Origin of the sequence: Nonomuraea aridisoli (assembly GCF_003236395.1) — a bacterium.
In the GTDB taxonomy this organism is placed as follows: domain Bacteria; phylum Actinomycetota; class Actinomycetes; order Streptosporangiales; family Streptosporangiaceae; genus Nonomuraea; species Nonomuraea aridisoli.
Genome location: NZ_POUD01000225.1, coordinates 1 through 15,101 on the forward strand (window position 1 = coordinate 1; position 15,101 = coordinate 15,101).

The 15,101-nt window shown below is 71.0% G+C and carries 18 protein-coding genes and 1 pseudogene; 8 read left to right on the forward strand and 11 right to left on the reverse strand.

Annotated features, from left to right (window positions below):
- The 4 genes from C1J01_RS51505 to C1J01_RS36155 form a co-directional block, all read right to left on the reverse strand.
- A partial coding sequence (locus C1J01_RS51505; protein ID WP_146615847.1) for a conjugal transfer protein occupies positions 1-824 on the reverse strand: 824 nt, incomplete at its 3' end.
- A 55-nt stretch (positions 825-879) separates the two neighbouring features.
- Positions 880-1,131 (reverse strand): hypothetical protein, encoded by a 252-nt coding sequence (locus C1J01_RS36145; protein ID WP_181449156.1) that lies wholly within the window; start codon positions 1,129-1,131, stop codon positions 880-882.
- Positions 1,132-1,206: 75 nt separating this feature from the next.
- Entirely contained in the window at positions 1,207-1,977 is a 771-nt protein-coding gene (locus C1J01_RS36150; protein ID WP_235854900.1) for a conjugal transfer protein, read from the reverse strand.
- A gap of 573 nt (positions 1,978-2,550) precedes the next feature.
- Entirely contained in the window at positions 2,551-2,850 is a 300-nt protein-coding gene (locus C1J01_RS36155) for a hypothetical protein (protein ID WP_111183466.1), read from the reverse strand.
- 183 nt (positions 2,851-3,033) lie between these two features.
- On the opposite strand from C1J01_RS36155, the gene C1J01_RS36160 reads away from it, so the two are divergent.
- Positions 3,034-3,615, forward strand: coding sequence for a dihydrofolate reductase family protein (locus tag C1J01_RS36160; RefSeq protein ID WP_111183467.1), 582 nt, complete (start codon positions 3,034-3,036; stop codon positions 3,613-3,615).
- A gap of 80 nt (positions 3,616-3,695) precedes the next feature.
- Here C1J01_RS36160 and ychF read toward each other — a convergent pair whose 3' ends face one another.
- Together ychF and C1J01_RS36170 are read right to left on the reverse strand one after the other, a co-directional pair.
- Complete coding sequence (ychF, locus tag C1J01_RS36165; RefSeq protein ID WP_111183468.1) at positions 3,696-4,772, reverse strand: redox-regulated ATPase YchF; 1,077 nt, start codon at positions 4,770-4,772, stop codon at positions 3,696-3,698.
- A gap of 11 nt (positions 4,773-4,783) precedes the next feature.
- Positions 4,784-5,521, reverse strand: a complete 738-nt coding sequence (locus C1J01_RS36170) for a hypothetical protein (RefSeq protein ID WP_146615848.1) — start codon at positions 5,519-5,521, stop codon at positions 4,784-4,786.
- A gap of 96 nt (positions 5,522-5,617) precedes the next feature.
- Here C1J01_RS36170 and C1J01_RS36175 point away from each other — a divergent pair, with 96 nt between their 5' ends.
- The gene (locus C1J01_RS36175) at positions 5,618-6,874 is read left to right on the forward strand and encodes a DNA recombination protein RmuC (protein WP_111183470.1); all 1,257 of its coding nucleotides are present in this window, start codon (positions 5,618-5,620) and stop codon (positions 6,872-6,874) included.
- A gap of 47 nt (positions 6,875-6,921) precedes the next feature.
- Positions 6,922-7,401: a DUF6542 domain-containing protein gene (locus C1J01_RS36180; RefSeq protein ID WP_235854901.1), complete on the forward strand. Its 480-nt coding sequence runs from the start codon at positions 6,922-6,924 to the stop codon at positions 7,399-7,401.
- Here C1J01_RS36180 and C1J01_RS36185 read toward each other — a convergent pair.
- Entirely contained in the window at positions 7,398-8,363 is a 966-nt protein-coding gene (locus tag C1J01_RS36185; RefSeq protein WP_111183472.1) for a 4-hydroxy-3-methylbut-2-enyl diphosphate reductase, read from the reverse strand. The two genes, C1J01_RS36180 and C1J01_RS36185, sit on opposite strands and share 4 nt — an antisense overlap.
- A 101-nt stretch (positions 8,364-8,464) precedes the next feature.
- Here C1J01_RS36185 and C1J01_RS36190 point away from each other — a divergent pair, with 101 nt between their 5' ends.
- Positions 8,465-9,481, forward strand: coding sequence for a DUF8129 domain-containing protein (locus tag C1J01_RS36190; protein ID WP_111183473.1), 1,017 nt, complete (start codon positions 8,465-8,467; stop codon positions 9,479-9,481).
- A 27-nt stretch (positions 9,482-9,508) separates the two neighbouring features.
- Positions 9,509-10,726: an exodeoxyribonuclease VII large subunit gene (xseA, locus tag C1J01_RS36195; protein ID WP_111183474.1), complete on the forward strand. Its 1,218-nt coding sequence runs from the start codon at positions 9,509-9,511 to the stop codon at positions 10,724-10,726.
- A gap of 3 nt (positions 10,727-10,729) precedes the next feature.
- Here xseA and C1J01_RS36200 read toward each other — a convergent pair whose 3' ends face one another.
- The 3 genes from C1J01_RS36200 to C1J01_RS36210 are packed head-to-tail and all read right to left on the reverse strand — an operon-like array spanning position 10,730 to position 12,124.
- Positions 10,730-10,963, reverse strand: a complete 234-nt coding sequence (locus C1J01_RS36200; protein ID WP_181449153.1) for an exodeoxyribonuclease VII small subunit — start codon at positions 10,961-10,963, stop codon at positions 10,730-10,732.
- A gap of 10 nt (positions 10,964-10,973) precedes the next feature.
- Positions 10,974-11,504 carry a DUF4245 domain-containing protein gene (locus C1J01_RS36205; RefSeq protein WP_111183476.1) on the reverse strand — a complete coding sequence of 177 codons (531 nt, stop codon included), beginning with the start codon at positions 11,502-11,504 and terminating at the stop codon, positions 10,974-10,976.
- An 11-nt stretch (positions 11,505-11,515) separates the two neighbouring features.
- Positions 11,516-12,124: a TetR/AcrR family transcriptional regulator gene (locus C1J01_RS36210; RefSeq protein WP_111183480.1), complete on the reverse strand. Its 609-nt coding sequence runs from the start codon at positions 12,122-12,124 to the stop codon at positions 11,516-11,518.
- A gap of 168 nt (positions 12,125-12,292) precedes the next feature.
- Between C1J01_RS36210 and glpX the strand changes: the two genes are divergently transcribed.
- The gene (glpX, locus tag C1J01_RS36215) at positions 12,293-13,327 is read left to right on the forward strand and encodes a class II fructose-bisphosphatase (protein WP_111183477.1); all 1,035 of its coding nucleotides are present in this window, start codon (positions 12,293-12,295) and stop codon (positions 13,325-13,327) included.
- Between the two features lie 4 nt (positions 13,328-13,331).
- Here the strand turns inward: glpX and C1J01_RS36220 are convergent, their stop codons facing one another.
- Positions 13,332-13,982 (reverse strand): DUF1707 SHOCT-like domain-containing protein, encoded by a 651-nt coding sequence (locus C1J01_RS36220; protein ID WP_181449154.1) that lies wholly within the window; start codon positions 13,980-13,982, stop codon positions 13,332-13,334.
- A 181-nt stretch (positions 13,983-14,163) separates the two neighbouring features.
- On the opposite strand from C1J01_RS36220, the gene C1J01_RS36225 reads away from it, so the two are divergent.
- Together C1J01_RS36225 and C1J01_RS36230 are read left to right on the forward strand one after the other, a co-directional pair.
- Positions 14,164-14,820 (forward strand): DUF998 domain-containing protein, encoded by a 657-nt coding sequence (locus C1J01_RS36225; protein WP_181449155.1) that lies wholly within the window; start codon positions 14,164-14,166, stop codon positions 14,818-14,820.
- Positions 14,821-14,908: 88 nt separating this feature from the next.
- A pseudogene (locus tag C1J01_RS36230) lies at positions 14,909-15,101 on the forward strand (MFS transporter); the annotation flags it as partial.

A 15,101-nucleotide genomic window follows, 5' to 3' on the forward strand; every position in this document is an offset into this window, starting at 1 on the left:
AGATGTGTATAAGAGCCAGTCCCGGGATCGCCCGGAGCCCGTTCCCCGCCCTTGGCGGGTGCGGCCTTCACGGAGCCGCCCTTGGCGGGACCGGCGAGCGCCTCACCACCCGGCCCGGAGCCGCCTGAGAGCCCCTCCTCGCGCCACGCGGCCCCACCCGGGCCTCCCGGTACGGCGGGCCCCGGCTCGGCGCGTACCCGCGTCCTGAGGGCGGGCGCCGTGCCACGCCGCGAGCCCCACCCCGTACGGGACGACGCCGGCTCGGCGACGGGAGCCTGCGCGGCCGCGGCCGCGGCGGCGGCCACGGCGGGACGGACCTGGCGCGGACCGGTGACCCGCTCGCGCCGCCGCTGCGGCTGGCGGGCCTTGCGCGGCGCCTTGGACGTGGACTTGGACGCGGACTTGGACGCGGACTTGGACGCGGACTTGGACGCGGACTTGGACTTGGCACGGGCGTGCGTCGTCCGCCAGACACGCCCGGAGAAGGTGACGGTGTCGGGCTCGGAACCGGGCGCCAGGCGGTACCAGGCCTTCGGCTCACCCAGGTACCGAAGCTGGGACTCCAGCAGCTCGGTGAGCCGCTTCCCCTCGATGACGGGACGGGTGGCGAGCCACGTCACGATGCCGGGCGGCACCAGGTAGAGCACGTGCCAGGGCATCTCCACCGGCACGCCCACCAGGACCAGCAGGAGCGACCACGGAACGAACACCCCGACGAACACGCCGATCCAGACGATGGGCAGCGGCATCGGCAGCCGCAGGTCGTACAGCTTGTAGAGCCGCTTCTCGATCCGCCAGATGTTCGTGTACGTGGGCAGGTCCACGTAGGTCCTCCTCTCCACCCGCTCGTGTATGACCGCCGGGCGGCGATCTCAACCCTTACCTGATGCCCAGTGCTCCCGCGATCGCCTTGGCCGTCACCTCGATGATGTTGGGAACGTAGAAGATCACCCCGATGGCCACGGCCAGGATCAGGAACTGCACGAACCGCGTGATCTCGCGGGTGAACAGGAAGAAGAGCGCGACCACGGAGACCACGACCAGGAACAACGGGGCGAAGAACGCGCGCAGGAAGTCGGCGAGCCCGCCTGTGTCGATGCCGGTGGGCGCCGGCGTCGGCGTCATCTCCATCAGGGTGAGCACTGCGGTGTTCAAGGTCACTTCTTGTCCTCCCGGGGGGTACCGATCAGCGGCACGGCCGTGCGTCTATCCAATGACCCGGCCGCCGCCGCGGACGTCGGCGACGAACCACTTGTCGCCCTGTTTCTCGACGGTCAGGCGATAGACCTGCTCCAGCGTGCCGCCCACCGCCGCGGGGTCGGTGGTGCCGGGAGTGGGCAGGACGTCGCCGCTCGGCACGGCCCACACCACGACCGCCTGGATCTCTCGGGTGGCACCCCCCACAGGCACCACGACTTCTTTGAGCTGCGAGAACGTGAACGCGCCCGCGAAGCTCGGCAGGCTCTTGCCCGCCGCGACGTAGCGTTCGAGCCCGGCGGCGTCGCCGGACGCGTAGTCCTGGAAGAAGCCCTCCAGCTGGGGCTTCAGCTCCGCGGTGGCCGCCTCGTCGATCTCCGGCTCGGCCACCTGCGGCAGCTCGGCCGGAGCGGGCGCGGGCAGGATCGCCGGGCGGCCCGCCACCACGAACCTCCTGCCGGCCTCGTCGCCGGAGTAGTAGATCGGCACCGACAGCATCAGCCTGCGCGGGCCCGACTGGAAGGCCACGCTGACCACGGCGTTGTGGGCGTCGGTCGCCTCGATGTCGTACGGCTGGATCGCGACGGCCGCGTAACTGCCGAAGCCGTCCCAGCCCATTTGCGGGTCCATGCCCTCGGCCAGGAACGCCGTCAGTTTACGCGACCTGCTCGCCGCGTCATCCGGGTTGAAATTGAGATAGACCCCCGCGAACTGGGCGGCGAAAGCCATGCCCTGCTCAGCGGGGAATCCGTTGTGCGCCGGCACCGCACCGTTGGACATAACGGGCTCTTGCTGCGTAAACCTCTCAAATGGGGCACGAACCCCATTCACCAGGATGACCAGGATAAGAGCCCAGAGAATGATGCGGCCGGTCCACACCAGCCATCGCCCGCCGCCGCCGGACCAGCCGCCGCGCCGCGGTCTGCGGGGCGGCGGTGCTTCGTAGTCGGCCGGGTCCAGGGTCGCGGAAAGGCCGGGCCCGTCTGCGATCCGAGGATCGTGGACGGTAGACCTACGAGCCATCACGCCTCCGCTCGCGCCGATCCCCCCGGCTGGCGCGGTGTCGTCCGTTGCCGATCCCCATCATCCGCGGTGAAGTAGTCACCCTATCCGGTCTCCGCCATTGTTCCAGGAAAGCCACGCCCATGCTGCGGCATGACGGTCCCGCACGGCAAACCGGGCTCGCAGGACAGGCCCCAGAGCCGATTCCTGTCAGTTCCCGGTCGAATCCCCTTTCGACCAGGCGATTCACCTAAAATCACATAGCCCGGTGGCCACGGATTCCTGTCCAAAACAGGCAAGTACTCTCACGACCTGCGGATTCGGTATGGGGCGCGAACGAAGGGAACCGGCTCAGGCCGGCTCGGGGTCCTGACGCGTGCGCGACTGGCGCCTGCTCTGCAGGTCGACGACCTTGGGCCGGACCGTACGCTCCAGCGAGCCGCGCAGCTCGGCCAGCATCTCGGCCGGCTCGCTCCCCCGCATGCGCGTCGCCATCTCGTTGCGCTCGTCGACCTTCCTGCGCAGGTACGCCTCCCGGTTGACGCGCAGGCCGTACATCAGCTCGACCCTGATGAGGGCGAGCTCCTCTTCGAGGCTGATGCCGGCGAGGGTGGGCGCGGGGCGTCGTTTCCGGATGATGCGACGGATCATGAGGGGCCTCCCGAGTCAGCGTGAACGCCGTGTCGATTCGACGCGCGGCGGTCCGAACTGGTTGACGCCTCAGCAGTCCCGCCATCAAGGAGAGGCGCGGGCGAATCACGCGTCCGCCGCGATTTTGTCGTGCCGCCGCAGCAGAATGGCGCAGTCACCCGGACCACGGTTAGGACACCGACCATGCGCATGCTGATCTACACCGCCTTCGTCTCACTGGACGGGGTCGTCGACTCTCCCGGCGGCGGCAGCCGCACCGAGAACCACCGCAGCGGCGGCTGGACCTTCAAGGACATCGAGTTCCTGCCCGAGGCGTACGAACTCAAGGGCCGGGAGACCCAGGAGGCCACCGCGCTGATGTTCGGCAGGACCAGCTACGAGGCGTTCGCGCCGCTGTGGCCGGACATGGAGGACTTCGCCGCCCTCAAGAACCTGCCGAAGTACGTCGTCTCGTCCACGCTCCGCCAGGACGCGCTCGTCGACAACTGGGGTGACATCACGATCCTGCGCTCCCTCGATGACGTCGCGAAGGTCAAGGAGAGCGACGGCGGCCCCATCTTCATCCACGGCAGCGCCACCCTCGCCCGCAACCTCGCCGACGCCGGCCTGATCGACCGCTACCACCTGCTGGTCTTCCCGCTGCTGCTGGGAGCGGGCAAGCGCATGTTCAGCGACACCGACAGGGACAAGCAGCCGCTGAAGCTGGTCGAGTCGGAGACGTACGCCAACGGCATCATCAAGATCATCTATGACGTCGTCCACTAGGGCGACGGCTTGTCCCATGGCGCGATCCACGACACGCTCGCCGGGCCGGCCCCACCAGGGGCCGGCCCCGGAAACGACTGCTAGACGTTGAAGCGGAACTCGACCACGTCGCCGTCGCGCATGACGTAGTCCTTGCCCTCGACGCGGGCCTTACCGGCCGAGCGGGCGTTGGCGATGGAGCCGGCCTCCACCAGGTCCTCGAACGAGACGACCTCGGCCTTGATGAAGCCGCGCTGGAAGTCGGTGTGGATCACGCCGGCCGCCTCGGGGGCGGTGGCGCCCTTGCGGATCGTCCAGGCCCTGGTCTCCTTCGGGCCGGCCGTGAGGTAGGTCTGCAGGCCGAGCGTCTCGAAGCCGACCCGGGCGAGCTGGCGCAGGCCCGACTCCTCCTGGCCGACCGACTGGAGCAGCTCCAGCGCCTCCTCCTCGTCGAGCTCGACCAGCTCAGACTCGATCTTGGCGTCGAGGAAGACGGCCTCGGCCGGGGCGACCAGGTCGGACAGCTGCTTGCGCAGCGCGGTGTCGGTCAGCTCGTCGGCGTCGAGGTTGAACACGTACAGGAAGGGCTTGGCCGTCAGCAGGTGGAGCTCGCGCAGCTCCTCGCGGTCGAGACCGCTCTCGAAGATGGTCTTGCCAGTCTCGAGGACGGCGAGCGCCTCCTCGGCGGCCTCCAGGGCGGCTTTCTTGTCCTTGTTGTTGCGCGCCTCCTTCTGCAGGCGCGGGATGGCCTTCTCGACCGTCTGGAGGTCGGCCATGATCAGCTCGGTGTTGATCGTCTCGATGTCGCGCTTGGGCGAGATCTCGCCGTCGACGTGGGTGACGTCGGGGTCGCCGAAGACGCGGATGACCTGGCAGATCGCGTCGGTGTCGCGGATGTTGGCGAGGAACTGGTTGCCCCGCCCCTGCCCCTCCGAAGCGCCCTTGACCAGGCCCGCGATGTCGACGAACTCGACCTTGGCGGGCAGGATGCGGGCCGAGCCGAAGATCTCGGCCAGCACGGGCAGCCGGTCGTCGGGCACGCCCACGATGCCCACGTTGGGCTCGATCGTGGCGAACGGATAGTTGGCCGCGAGCGCGTTGCCGGTCTTGGTCAGCGCGTTGAACAGCGTGGACTTACCGACGTTGGGCAGGCCGACGATGCCGATGGAGAGACTCACGGAGCCTGAGTTTACTTGCTCAGCACGTCCAGACAGGTCACCGGCCGGTAGGCCCCCTCGGCCCTGAGGTAGCGCTGCGCGCTGGGCGGGCAGTCGCCGGGCGCGCGCTCGAAGGACACCACCTTCGCCCACGCCTGCCGGGAGTCGCACGGCACCCGCACGACGGACGAACGGGAGATCACCTCCAGGACGGGCCTGGCCACGCAGGCGCCCCGGTCGAGCACCTGGCCGCCCGTGCCCAGGCAGATCACCCGGGAGTCGTCGTCGAGCGTGTCGAGGGTGCGGGAGGGGCAGGAGGCGGCGTCGCGGGCGATCGCGATGGCCTTGCCGTACCAGCCGGGGCGGTCGCACGCCTGCTCGCGGCCGTTCAGCGTGACGCAGTCGCCGGGGCGCAGCAGGCCGCCGCCTCCGCCGGGGGCGCCCGGGTGCGGCTCCAGGAAGTTGCGCACGCACGCCGTACGGTCGGCGCCGATGCGCAGGACGTTGTCGGTGTCCACGGGGCAGTCGCCCGGCCCGGGCGGGTCGGGGGCGAGGGCCACGACCTCCGACTCGCCGCCGTTGCACGCGGTCAGCGCGTAGTCGCGCGTCACGCACGCGCCGGGCGTCCAGCGCAGCACCGGACGGGGGTGTCCGGCCGACGCGCCGGCCTGACGCCCGTCGGCCGCGTCGCTGCCCGCGCAGGCGATCAGGGCCGCGGCCAGCACCAGCAGAGCGGCCGCCGCCACCGCGGGTCTCGGTAGCGTGCTCATCCACTCACTCTGCGTGACACCGGAGCCGGCGCACAAGCGGAACGCCCAAGCGTGTCGGGAAGATACGCGCCCCAGGGTCCTGCAATCATCGATCGAATGGACGTCGTCGCGCTTCTCATAGGTCTCGCGGTCGGGTTGCTCGTCGGGTTCCTCGTGGCACGGACACGGGCGGCGGTCAGGGTCGCCGAGGCGGACGCCAGGGCCAGGTCGGCCGCCGAGAAGCTGGTCTACGTCGAGGAGCAGCTCGCCGAACGTTTCCAGGCCCTGTCCACCCGCGCCCTCGACGTCAACAACGTACGGTTCCTGGAGCTGGCCGAGACCCGGCTCGCGGCCAGCCGCGCCGAGGCCACCGGTGACCTCGACCAGCGCAGGCAGGCGGTCGAACACCTGGTGGAGCCCCTGAAGGACGCCCTGACACGGGTCGAGGCGCAGTTGCGCGACACCGAGTCGGGCCAGCGCGCGGCGCGGGCGGAGCTGGCCCAGCAGATGGAGTTCGTCCGGCAGAGCCACGAGCAGCTGCGCGCCCAGACCACCGCGCTCGTCCGCGCCCTGCAGCGGCCCGAGGCGCGCGGCCGGTGGGGCGAGCTGCAGCTGCGCCGGGTCGCCGAGATCGCCGGCATGCAGCGGCACTGCGACTTCGACGAGCAGGTGACCGAGGGCTCCATGCGTCCCGACATGGTGGTCCGGCTCGCCGGCGGCAAGAACATCGTGGTCGACTCCAAGGTCTCGCTGGCCGCCTACCTGGAGGCGGCCGAGGCGGGCGACGAGTCGCTCGCGTCCGTCCGGCTCGACGCCCACGCCCGGCACCTGCGCGAGCACGTCGACCGGCTGGCGGCCAAGTCGTACTGGCAGGGGTTCAACCCGTCGCCGGAGTTCGTGGTGCTGTTCATCCCCGGGGAGGCGTTCCTCGCGCCGGCGCTGGAGCGCGACCCGGGCCTGCTGGAGTACGCCATGTCGCGGCGCGTGCACATCGCCACCCCGACGACGCTGATCACGATGCTGCGCACCGCCCACTACGCCTGGCAGCAGGCCGCGCTCAGCGAGAACGCCCGCGCCGTCTTCGAGCTGGGCAAGGAGCTGTACGAACGCCTGTCGTCCCTCGGCAGGAACGTCGACTCGCTGGGCCGGGCGCTGACGCGGGCCGTGGAGGCGTACAACAAGTCGGTCGGGTCGCTCGAAAGCCGCGTGCTGGTCACCGCGCGCAAACTGCACGATCTGGGCGTCGTGGACGGCGACCTCGACTCGCCCGAGATGCTCGAAGGGCTGCCCAGACCCCTGGCATCGCCCGAACTGCTCGAAACCTCACCTCTGATTTCCCACGCGAACGGTAAGTTGGCCCACGGGTCGCAGTAAATGGGGGTGGGCCAGTGGCTGGGAAAGGCAGGCGTTCGACCGTACGGTTGACCGCTCGCGGCGCCATCGCGCTCGCCCTGGTCGCCACCCTGGCGGGCTACGTGCTGACGGCGCTGCTCGGTGTCGAGCAGATCGTGGGGGCGGCGTTCGTGGTGGCCAGCACGCTCGGCGTGCTGCTGGTCAACCGGCGCGAGCTGCTGTCGCTGGTGGTGACGCCGCCGCTGGTGTTCTTCTGTGCCACGCTCTTCGTCGAGCTCGGGCGGGCGTTCGGGTCGGTGTCGATCGTGCAGTCGCTGACGCTCGGGCTCTACACGTCGCTCACCCGCGGCGCGCCGTGGTTGTTCGCCGGATCGGCGATCGTGCTGGGCGTGGCGTGGCGGCGGGGGCTGCGTGACAACGTACGGGAGCTGCGCGAAGAGCTGAAGGCGGGCGCGGAGGTGTCGCGCCCGCGTCAGCAGCCGTTCGTGCCCGAGCCGGAGGGCTACTTCGAGCCCAAGGTCTACGGCACCCCGCGCGGCGAGGACTAGGAGGCCCGCAGGTCCTTGCGCAGCTCGTGGGGCAGCGAGAAGCGCATGCGCTCCTGCACCGGCTCGACCTCGCTCACGTCGTCGAACCCGTGCTGGGCCAGCCGCGCCAGCACCCCTTCGACCAGCTCCTCGGGGACGGACGCGCCGCTGGTCACGCCGACCGTGGTGACGCCGTCGAGCCACTCGTCGCGGATGAACGAGGCGTCGTCGACGAGGTAGGACGCCTTCGCGCCGTAGTCCTTGGCCACCTCGACCAGGCGCTTGGAGTTGGACGAGTTGTCGGAGCCGACCACGATGACCAGGTCGGACTCGGCGGCGATCTCCTTGACCGCCGTCTGCCGGTTCTGCGTGGCGTAGCAGATGTCGTCGCTCGGCGGGTCGATCAGCGAGGGGAAGCGCTCCTTGAGGCGGGCGACCGTCTCGGTGGTCTCGTCGACCGACAGCGTGGTCTGCGACAGCCACACCAGCCTGCTCGGGTCTTTGACCTGCACCTGGTCGACGGCGTCGAGCCCGTCGACGAGCTGGATGTGCTCGGGAGCCTCACCGGAGGTGCCCTCGACCTCCTCGTGGCCCTCGTGGCCGATCAGCAGGATGTCGTAGTCCTTCGCGGCGAACCGCTTGGCCTCGTTGTGGACCTTGGTGACCAGCGGGCAGGTGGCGTCGATCGTGCGCAGGCTCCGCTGCCTGGCCTCCTCGTGCACCGCCGGCGACACGCCGTGGGCGGAGAACACCACGATCTCGCCCTCCGGCACCTCCTCGGTCTCGTCGACGAAGATGGCGCCCCTGGCCTCGAGCGTCTTGACGACGTGGGTGTTGTGGACGATCTGCTTGCGTACGTAGATCGGCGCGCCGTACTGCTCCAGCGCCTTCTCGACCGCGATGACGGCTCGATCGACTCCGGCGCAGTAACCACGCGGCTTGGCCACGAGGACTCGGCGGGAAGTGGGGGTCTGGGGCTCCATACTTTCTATGCTACGTGGAATGGCCGACAGGCCCCAGCGTGCGTGCTTGCCCGCGATTTGCCAGACTGGCCGTCCAATACTGACCTCCCAGGGAGACGTACATGTCCCTCAGCGACGTGATACGCAACATCGCCAAGACCGTCACCGACAAACAGCAGCTGAAGGAGAAGGCCAAGGATCTGCCGCTGCTGGTCGTCCAGGGCACGCTGAGCGCCGCCGGGCAGGCGCTGCTCATCGTCGACCGGATGAAGAACGCCGTCAAGGGCGCGGGCCGCAAGGAGGAGCGCGAGGAGGAGCACGACTCCCGTCCCTCGGCCGCCGAGCAGGTGGCCGCCGGGTCCGCGGAGACCGCCGAGGAGAAGCCGGCGCGCAAGGAGCCGGTCATCTTCGCGCCGCGTTCCGGTGAGGGCGAGCAGAACGGCGCCGCCAAGACCAAGCCGGAGCCCGTCATCTTCGCCCCGGCCGCCAAGGCGGAGCCGGAGACCGCAGCCCCGGCCGAGCCCGCCGTCAAGCCGGAGGCCGCCGCCGAGCCCAAGGCCACCGCGCAGCCCGCCGAGCCCAAGGCCGCGCCCGCCGCGAAGCCGGAGGCCACCACGTCCGCGCCCGCCGCCGAGGCGAAGGTCGCCCCGGCCGCGCCCGCGCCCGTGACCGAGCCCGCCATTGAGCCCGCCATCGAGCCCGCCATTGAGCCCGCCGTCGAGCCCGCCGTCGCGGAGCCCACGGCGGAGAAGCTCGCCGCGACGGCCACCGAGAAGCCCGTCGAGGAGGCCACGAAGAAGGCCGCCGAGGAAGCCGCCGAGAAGCCGGCGAAGAAGGCGGCGGCGAAGGCCACAGAGAAGGCCACAGAGAAGGCGGCCGAGAAGACGACCGGGAAGGCCGAGAAGCCCGCCAAGCCCGCCGCCGAGCCGGAGGCCGCCGGCAAGCCCGCCGCCGGGGAGCTCGCCGAGCCGCTGCCCGGGTACGCCACGCTCACCGTCGCGTCGCTGCGCGCCCGCATGCGCGGCAAGACCGCCGAGCAGATCGGCGACCTGCTCGCCTACGAGCAGGCCACGTCGGCACGGCCCGAGGTCGTCCGGATGTTCGAGAACCGCCTCGCCAAGCTCCAGGCCGGCGAATAGGTCGTACCGAGCCCGTAGTCTTCCGCCATGACCTCGAAGACCACGCCAGAGTCTCCGCTGCCGATCCGCACGGTCCTGCAGATGGTGGGTGGCTGGATCGGCAAGCTCGGCACGGTCTGGGTCGAGGGCCAGATCACCGACCTGAGCGCGCGGGGCGGCACGGTGTTCCTGACACTGCGCGACCCGGTCGCTAACGTGTCCGCCCGGGTCACCGCGCCCAGGGGCGTCTACGAGGCGGCCGTGCCCAGGCCGGCCGACGGCGCGCGGGTCGTGATGCACGTCAAGCCCGACTTCTGGGTCAACAAGGGCTCGTTCGCCTTCACCGCGATGGAGATCCGGCCGGTGGGCGTGGGCGAGCTGCTGGCCAGGCTGGAGCGGCTCAGGCAGCTGCTGGCCGCCGAGGGGCTGTTCAACGCCGACAGGAAGCGGCGGCTGCCGTTCCTGCCGGGCACGATCGGGCTGGTCTGCGGGCGTGAGTCGGCGGCCGAGCGCGACGTGCTGGAGAACTCCCGCCGGCGCTGGCCGGCGGTGCGGTTCAAGGTCGAGGAGGTCGCCGTCCAGGGCCCGTACGCCGTGGGCGAGGTGACCGAGGCGCTGCGCAAGCTCGACGCCGATCCCGAGGTCGAGGTGATCGTCATCGCGCGGGGCGGCGGTTCGCTGGAGGACCTGCTGCCGTTCTCCGACGAGACGCTGGTGCGGGCGGTGTCGGCCTGCCGCACGCCCGTGGTGAGCGCGATCGGCCACGAGCAGGACAGCCCGCTGCTCGACCTGGTGGCCGACCTGCGCGCGTCCACCCCGACCGACGCGGCCAAGAAGGTCGTGCCCGACGTCGGCGAGCAGCTCGCGCTGGTGCGCCAGCTGCGCGACCGGGGCCGCCGGGTGGTGAGCGGCTGGCTCGACCGCGAGATGTCCTGGCTGACGTCCGTACGCTCACGGCCCTCGCTGGCCGATCCCGTGCGCGAGCTGGAGCGCCGGGCCGAGCAGGTCGAGGCGTTGCGCGACCGGGCCAGGCGGTCGTTGTCGGGCTCGCTCGACCGCGCCACCGACGACCTCACCCACCTGCGCGCCCGCCTCGTCGCCCTGTCGCCGGCGGCCACGCTGGAGCGCGGCTACGCGATCGTGCAGCACCCGTCGGGCGAGGTGGTGCGCCGGGCCAAGGACGTCGCGCCCGGCGCCGTGCTGACGATCAGGCTGACCGACGACCGGCTGACCGTGCGCGCGGAGGAGCCGGGCGAGAGCGAGTAGCACTCAGAAGGGGGCGTCGTCGGAGCCCTGGGCGGGCTCGGCGCGCCTGGCCATGGCGGCGGCCAGCTTGACGCGGGCCCCCTGCAGCCACTCCTCGCAGACGGCCGCCAGCTTCTCACCGCGCTCCCAGAGCTCGATCGACTGCTCCAGCGTGAGCCCGCCGGTCTCGAGGCGGCGCACCACCTCGGTCAGCTCCTCGCGGGCCTGCTCGTATGAGGGTGCCTTCTCGTCTGCCACGTCACCCACCCTAGCCCTGCGGACGCTGATGGAGCTGCGCGGCGAACTGAGCCAGCTCGTCCCAGTCGGCCGTGCCGGTGATGACGAGGGTCACCTCGGGCAGGAAGCGGACGAGCGTGCGCTGGTCCTTGTCCTCGCGGAAGCGCTTCTCCCAGGTGACGCCGCCGACCTGCTGGGTGCCCATGGCCTTGTCGGTGTTGGCCATGCGGCTGGCGAACCCGGCCGCGGGCTGCTCGTCGCTCTGGGCGAACATCGCGTGCTCGCGCTTGGCGGTGGCGTAGCCCAGGTGGAGGACCTGCGCGCCGTTCTCGCCCTTGGCGATGCGGTTGCTGTTGGGCACCCAGCCGGGCGGGTCCTGGCGCGGGGCCCAGACGCCGTAGGGCACCTCGTGGCCGAAGTTGGCGACGGTGATCGAGTAGTCGAGCCGCGGGATGTGCTCCTCCCGGCTCTGCGGGGTGACCAGCAGGAACAGCCCGGCCCCCGCGAGACAGACGAACAGGGCTACCGCGTAGCCGTAGAAACCATCGGTGAACCGTCGCACACTCGGTGAGGTTACCCGTTGGAGTGGGCGGTCGCCGACGTGGCCGGGCGGATGCGGCCGATGATGGCGAGCACCTCTTCGGCGAGGCGGCGGTCGCCGGAGAGCACCACCTCCGACACGGCCGCGGCCAGCGCGCCGGTGATCACCACGACGAGCGCCTGCTCGTCCTCGAACAGCGCCGCGTTGCGCTGCGCCCACGTACGCAGGCGGTCGCGCATGATCACGTCGAAGCCGGGCGGGCCGTCGCCGCGCAGGAACAGGGCGGCGAGCTCGCGTTCTTCGAGGCAGCCGTCGAGGTAGGCGCGGGCGGCGCCGACGAACACCCGCATGGGGTCGCTCTCACCGGCGGCGCGGGCCGCGCGGGCGGCCTGTTTGGTGCGCTGGGTCTGCCGGGCCTGGAACTCCTCCCAGAGGGTGAGGTAGAGGTCGGCCTTGCCGGAGAAGTGGTGGTAGAGGCTGCCGACGCTGGCCTCGGCCTTCGACACCACGTCGGTCACGCCCGCCTCGGCGAAACCCTTGGAGATGAACACCTCGCGGGCGGCGGCCAGCAGGGAGCTGCGCGTGGCCGCGCCGCGCTCGGACAGGCGCGGTTGGGCGACCACGTCTTCCACTTCGCTCATCGGGACCTCCTCCACAGCGGGGCGGCTCGCTCCATGGTGGAGGCAAGATCCGTGGTGCGCACACGATATGGCGCAAAATCCGTTCTCCGTTAGCAGATTATCCCCCTCTGAGCGGGAAAAGAGGGGCAACTACCATCAAGGGAGACGTCCCATGAGGAGGCCACCATCATGTCCGACCAGACTTCCGTGCCGCCGCCGCTCGCGACGAGCGAGCACGCCCCTGACCGCAACCTGGCGCTCGAGCTCGTCCGCGTCACGGAGGCGGCCGCGATGGCGGCCGCCCGGTGGGTCGGCCGGGGTGACAAGAACGGCGCCGACGGCGCGGCCGTGAACGCCATGCGCCAGCTGATCAGCACGGTCTCCATGAACGGCGTGGTGGTCATCGGCGAGGGCGAGAAGGACCACGCCCCGATGTTGTACAACGGCGAGCACGTCGGCGACGGCAGCGGCCCCGACTGCGACGTGGCGGTGGATCCCATCGACGGCACCCGCCTGACGGCGCTGGGCATGCCCGACGCGGTGTCGGTGATCGCGGTGAGCGAGCGCGGCTCGATGTACGACCCGTCGGCGGTGTTCTACATGCAGAAGCTCGTCACCGGGCCGGAGGCGGCCGACGTGGTGGACATCGAGGCGCCCGTGGCGGCGAACATCAACGCGGTGGCCCGGGCCAAGCACTGCTCGCCGTCCGACGTGACCGTGGTCGTGCTCGACCGGCCCCGCCACGAGCAGCTGGTCAAGGAGATCAGGGAGGCGGGCGCGCGCATCAAGTTCATCACCGACGGCGACGTGGCCGGCGCGATCATGGCGGCCCGCACGGGCACCGGCATCGACCTGATGCTGGGCATCGGCGGCACGCCCGAGGGCATCGTGGCCGCGTGCGCGCTCAAGTGCCTCGGCGGGGTCATCCAGGGCAAGCTGTGGCCGCGCGACGACGCCGAGCGCTCCCGCGCGATCGACGCCGGGCACGACCTCGACCAGGTGCTGACCACCAACGACCTGGTCAGGTCCGACGACGTCTTCTTCGCCGCGACCGGCATCACGCAGGGCGAGCTCATGCAGGGCGTACGCTTCCGGGCCGGCTCGGCGATGACCGAGTCGCTGGTGATGCGCGGCCGGTCGGGCACCATCCGGAAGATCTCGAGCGAGCACCAGCTGTGGAAGCTGCGCGCCTACAGCGCGATCAACTTCGACACCGCCGGCTGAGCTCCTAGCGGCGGCGCTTGCGGCGCGGGGGCTCCTTGACCTTGACCTCGCCGGCGAAGTTGGTGGTGCGGACCTCGACCACGGGCGCGCCCGGCTCGGTGGGCTGCTTGGTGAGGCGGACGGTCTTGTCCTTGGCCACCCGGATCACCTCGAGTCCCTCGGGCACGTGGATCTCCAGGCCGCCGAAGACGAGCGTGGCGTTGATGACGATGCGCCGGTTCTGCAGGATCGCGTCGCGGAAGTCGAGCTTGGTGGTGCCGAACATGGCGGTGACGCCCAGCTCGGCCGGCACCACCCAGCGGCCGCCGCGCTCCTCCTTCTTGAAGACGGCGGAGACCGGGCCGCTGTCGAGGTTGAGCGGCTGCTCCTCGGGCGGCAGCAGGTCGGTCGTGAGGGTGGCCAGCTCGCCGAGCGTGCGGGCGGAGTAGAGGGTGCCGAGGCGCTCGTCGAGCTCCTCCAGGGTGAGCCGGCCGTCGGCGTGGGCGTCCTGCAGGATCTGGGCGATGCGCTCGCGGTCGGCGTCGGAGGCCCGCAGCTCGTGGGGTTGCGGCAGGCCGGACTGGGCGGGCGGGCGGCGGGCGGAGACCCACTCCTCGGCCAGCCGCTCTCCGACTTCCTGAAGCTTCGGCAACCACGATCCCGCGCGTTCGTTCACACTTCTGACGATATCCGCCCTCCGCTCCGTTCGCTCGTCCCGAAGCGGACCGGTCAGCGGATCCGCGCGGGCAGCCGGGAGATCTCCTCCGCGAGCGTGTCGTCCAGGCGGCGTGAGCCCCCGCGTTCAAGGAACCGCCCTACGGGTTCGGCCGTTGATCCCGGCAAAAGGAGGTGTCCGCGTGCATCAACCGGCGCGATGGGGTCTCGGCGCGGCAGGCGCGGGCGTGGCGGTGATCGCCGGCCTGGAGGTCGCGGCCCTCGACGAGATGAACCCGTTCAGGCGGACCATCAGCGAGCACGGTCTCGGCCCCGACGGCTGGATCTTCGCGCTCGGGGTGGGGCTGCTCGCGGCCGGATCGCTGGCCATCGCGGTGTCGCTGGCGCGCAAACGGCTGGCCGGCGTCTTCGGCACCATCGCGCTGCTGGGCTGGAGCGCCGGGCTGTTCGTGACGGCGTGGTTCGAGAAGCACGACTGGTCGGTCGGGCCGAGCCTGAGCGGCAGCATCCACCGGGCGGGCAGCCTCGTGGCGTTCCTCAGCCTGCCGCTGGCCGTGCTGGTCATCGCGCGGCCGTGGCGGCGGGAGCGGTCGCGGGCCACGCTGGTGGCGTTCGGGCTGGGGGTGTGCTCGGTGCTCTGGGTGGCGGGCATCGGCACGGCGGCGCTGGTCGGGGCGAGCAACGGGCTGGCGTGGTGGCGCGTCATGCCGCTCGGGCTGGTCGAACGCGGCCTCGCGATCACGGAGGTGGCCGCGCTGCTGGCCCTCGGCGTGTGGGCCGCCGCCCGGCGACTGACCACGTCGTCCCCGCGGGCCGCCGTCGCGCGGACGGACGGATAGCACGGGCGCCCGCAATGGGCCTGGCGGAGCGGGGTCGCCGGAGCTAACCTGACCGCGCCTCACGTTTCCCCCCGCTCAGGAGGCCGCCGTGCCGTCCGTACGTGATCGCCAGGCCCGGTCAGCCACGTACGTCGTCTACGGCGTCCAGGGGCTCTCCTTCGCCTCCTTGCTCATCCAGGTCGCGAACCTGCAGGCGAAGCACGGCCTGGACGAGGGAACGCTGACGTTGCTGCTGCTCATCGTGCCCGTGTTCGCGGGGGCGGGCAGCGTGGCGGCGGGGG

What these genes read in the sequence shown, in the direction of transcription:
- C1J01_RS36145 (WP_181449156.1), bottom strand. Translation starts at nt 1,131, where the DNA reads ATGGAGATGACGCCGACGCCGGCGCCCACCGGCATCGACACAGGCGGG.
- C1J01_RS36150 (WP_235854900.1), bottom strand. Translation starts at nt 1,977, where the DNA reads ATGTCCAACGGTGCGGTGCCGGCGCACAACGGATTCCCCGCTGAGCAG.
- C1J01_RS36155 (WP_111183466.1), bottom strand. Translation starts at nt 2,850, where the DNA reads ATGATCCGTCGCATCATCCGGAAACGACGCCCCGCGCCCACCCTCGCC.
- C1J01_RS36160 (WP_111183467.1), top strand. Translation starts at nt 3,034, where the DNA reads ATGCGCATGCTGATCTACACCGCCTTCGTCTCACTGGACGGGGTCGTC.
- C1J01_RS36170 (WP_146615848.1), bottom strand. Translation starts at nt 5,521, where the DNA reads ATGAGCACGCTACCGAGACCCGCGGTGGCGGCGGCCGCTCTGCTGGTG.
- C1J01_RS36175 (WP_111183470.1), top strand. Translation starts at nt 5,618, where the DNA reads ATGGACGTCGTCGCGCTTCTCATAGGTCTCGCGGTCGGGTTGCTCGTC.
- C1J01_RS36185 (WP_111183472.1), bottom strand. Translation starts at nt 8,363, where the DNA reads ATGGAGCCCCAGACCCCCACTTCCCGCCGAGTCCTCGTGGCCAAGCCG.
- C1J01_RS36190 (WP_111183473.1), top strand. Translation starts at nt 8,465, where the DNA reads ATGTCCCTCAGCGACGTGATACGCAACATCGCCAAGACCGTCACCGAC.
- xseA (WP_111183474.1), top strand. Translation starts at nt 9,509, where the DNA reads ATGACCTCGAAGACCACGCCAGAGTCTCCGCTGCCGATCCGCACGGTC.
- C1J01_RS36210 (WP_111183480.1), bottom strand. Translation starts at nt 12,124, where the DNA reads ATGAGCGAAGTGGAAGACGTGGTCGCCCAACCGCGCCTGTCCGAGCGC.
- glpX (WP_111183477.1), top strand. Translation starts at nt 12,293, where the DNA reads ATGTCCGACCAGACTTCCGTGCCGCCGCCGCTCGCGACGAGCGAGCAC.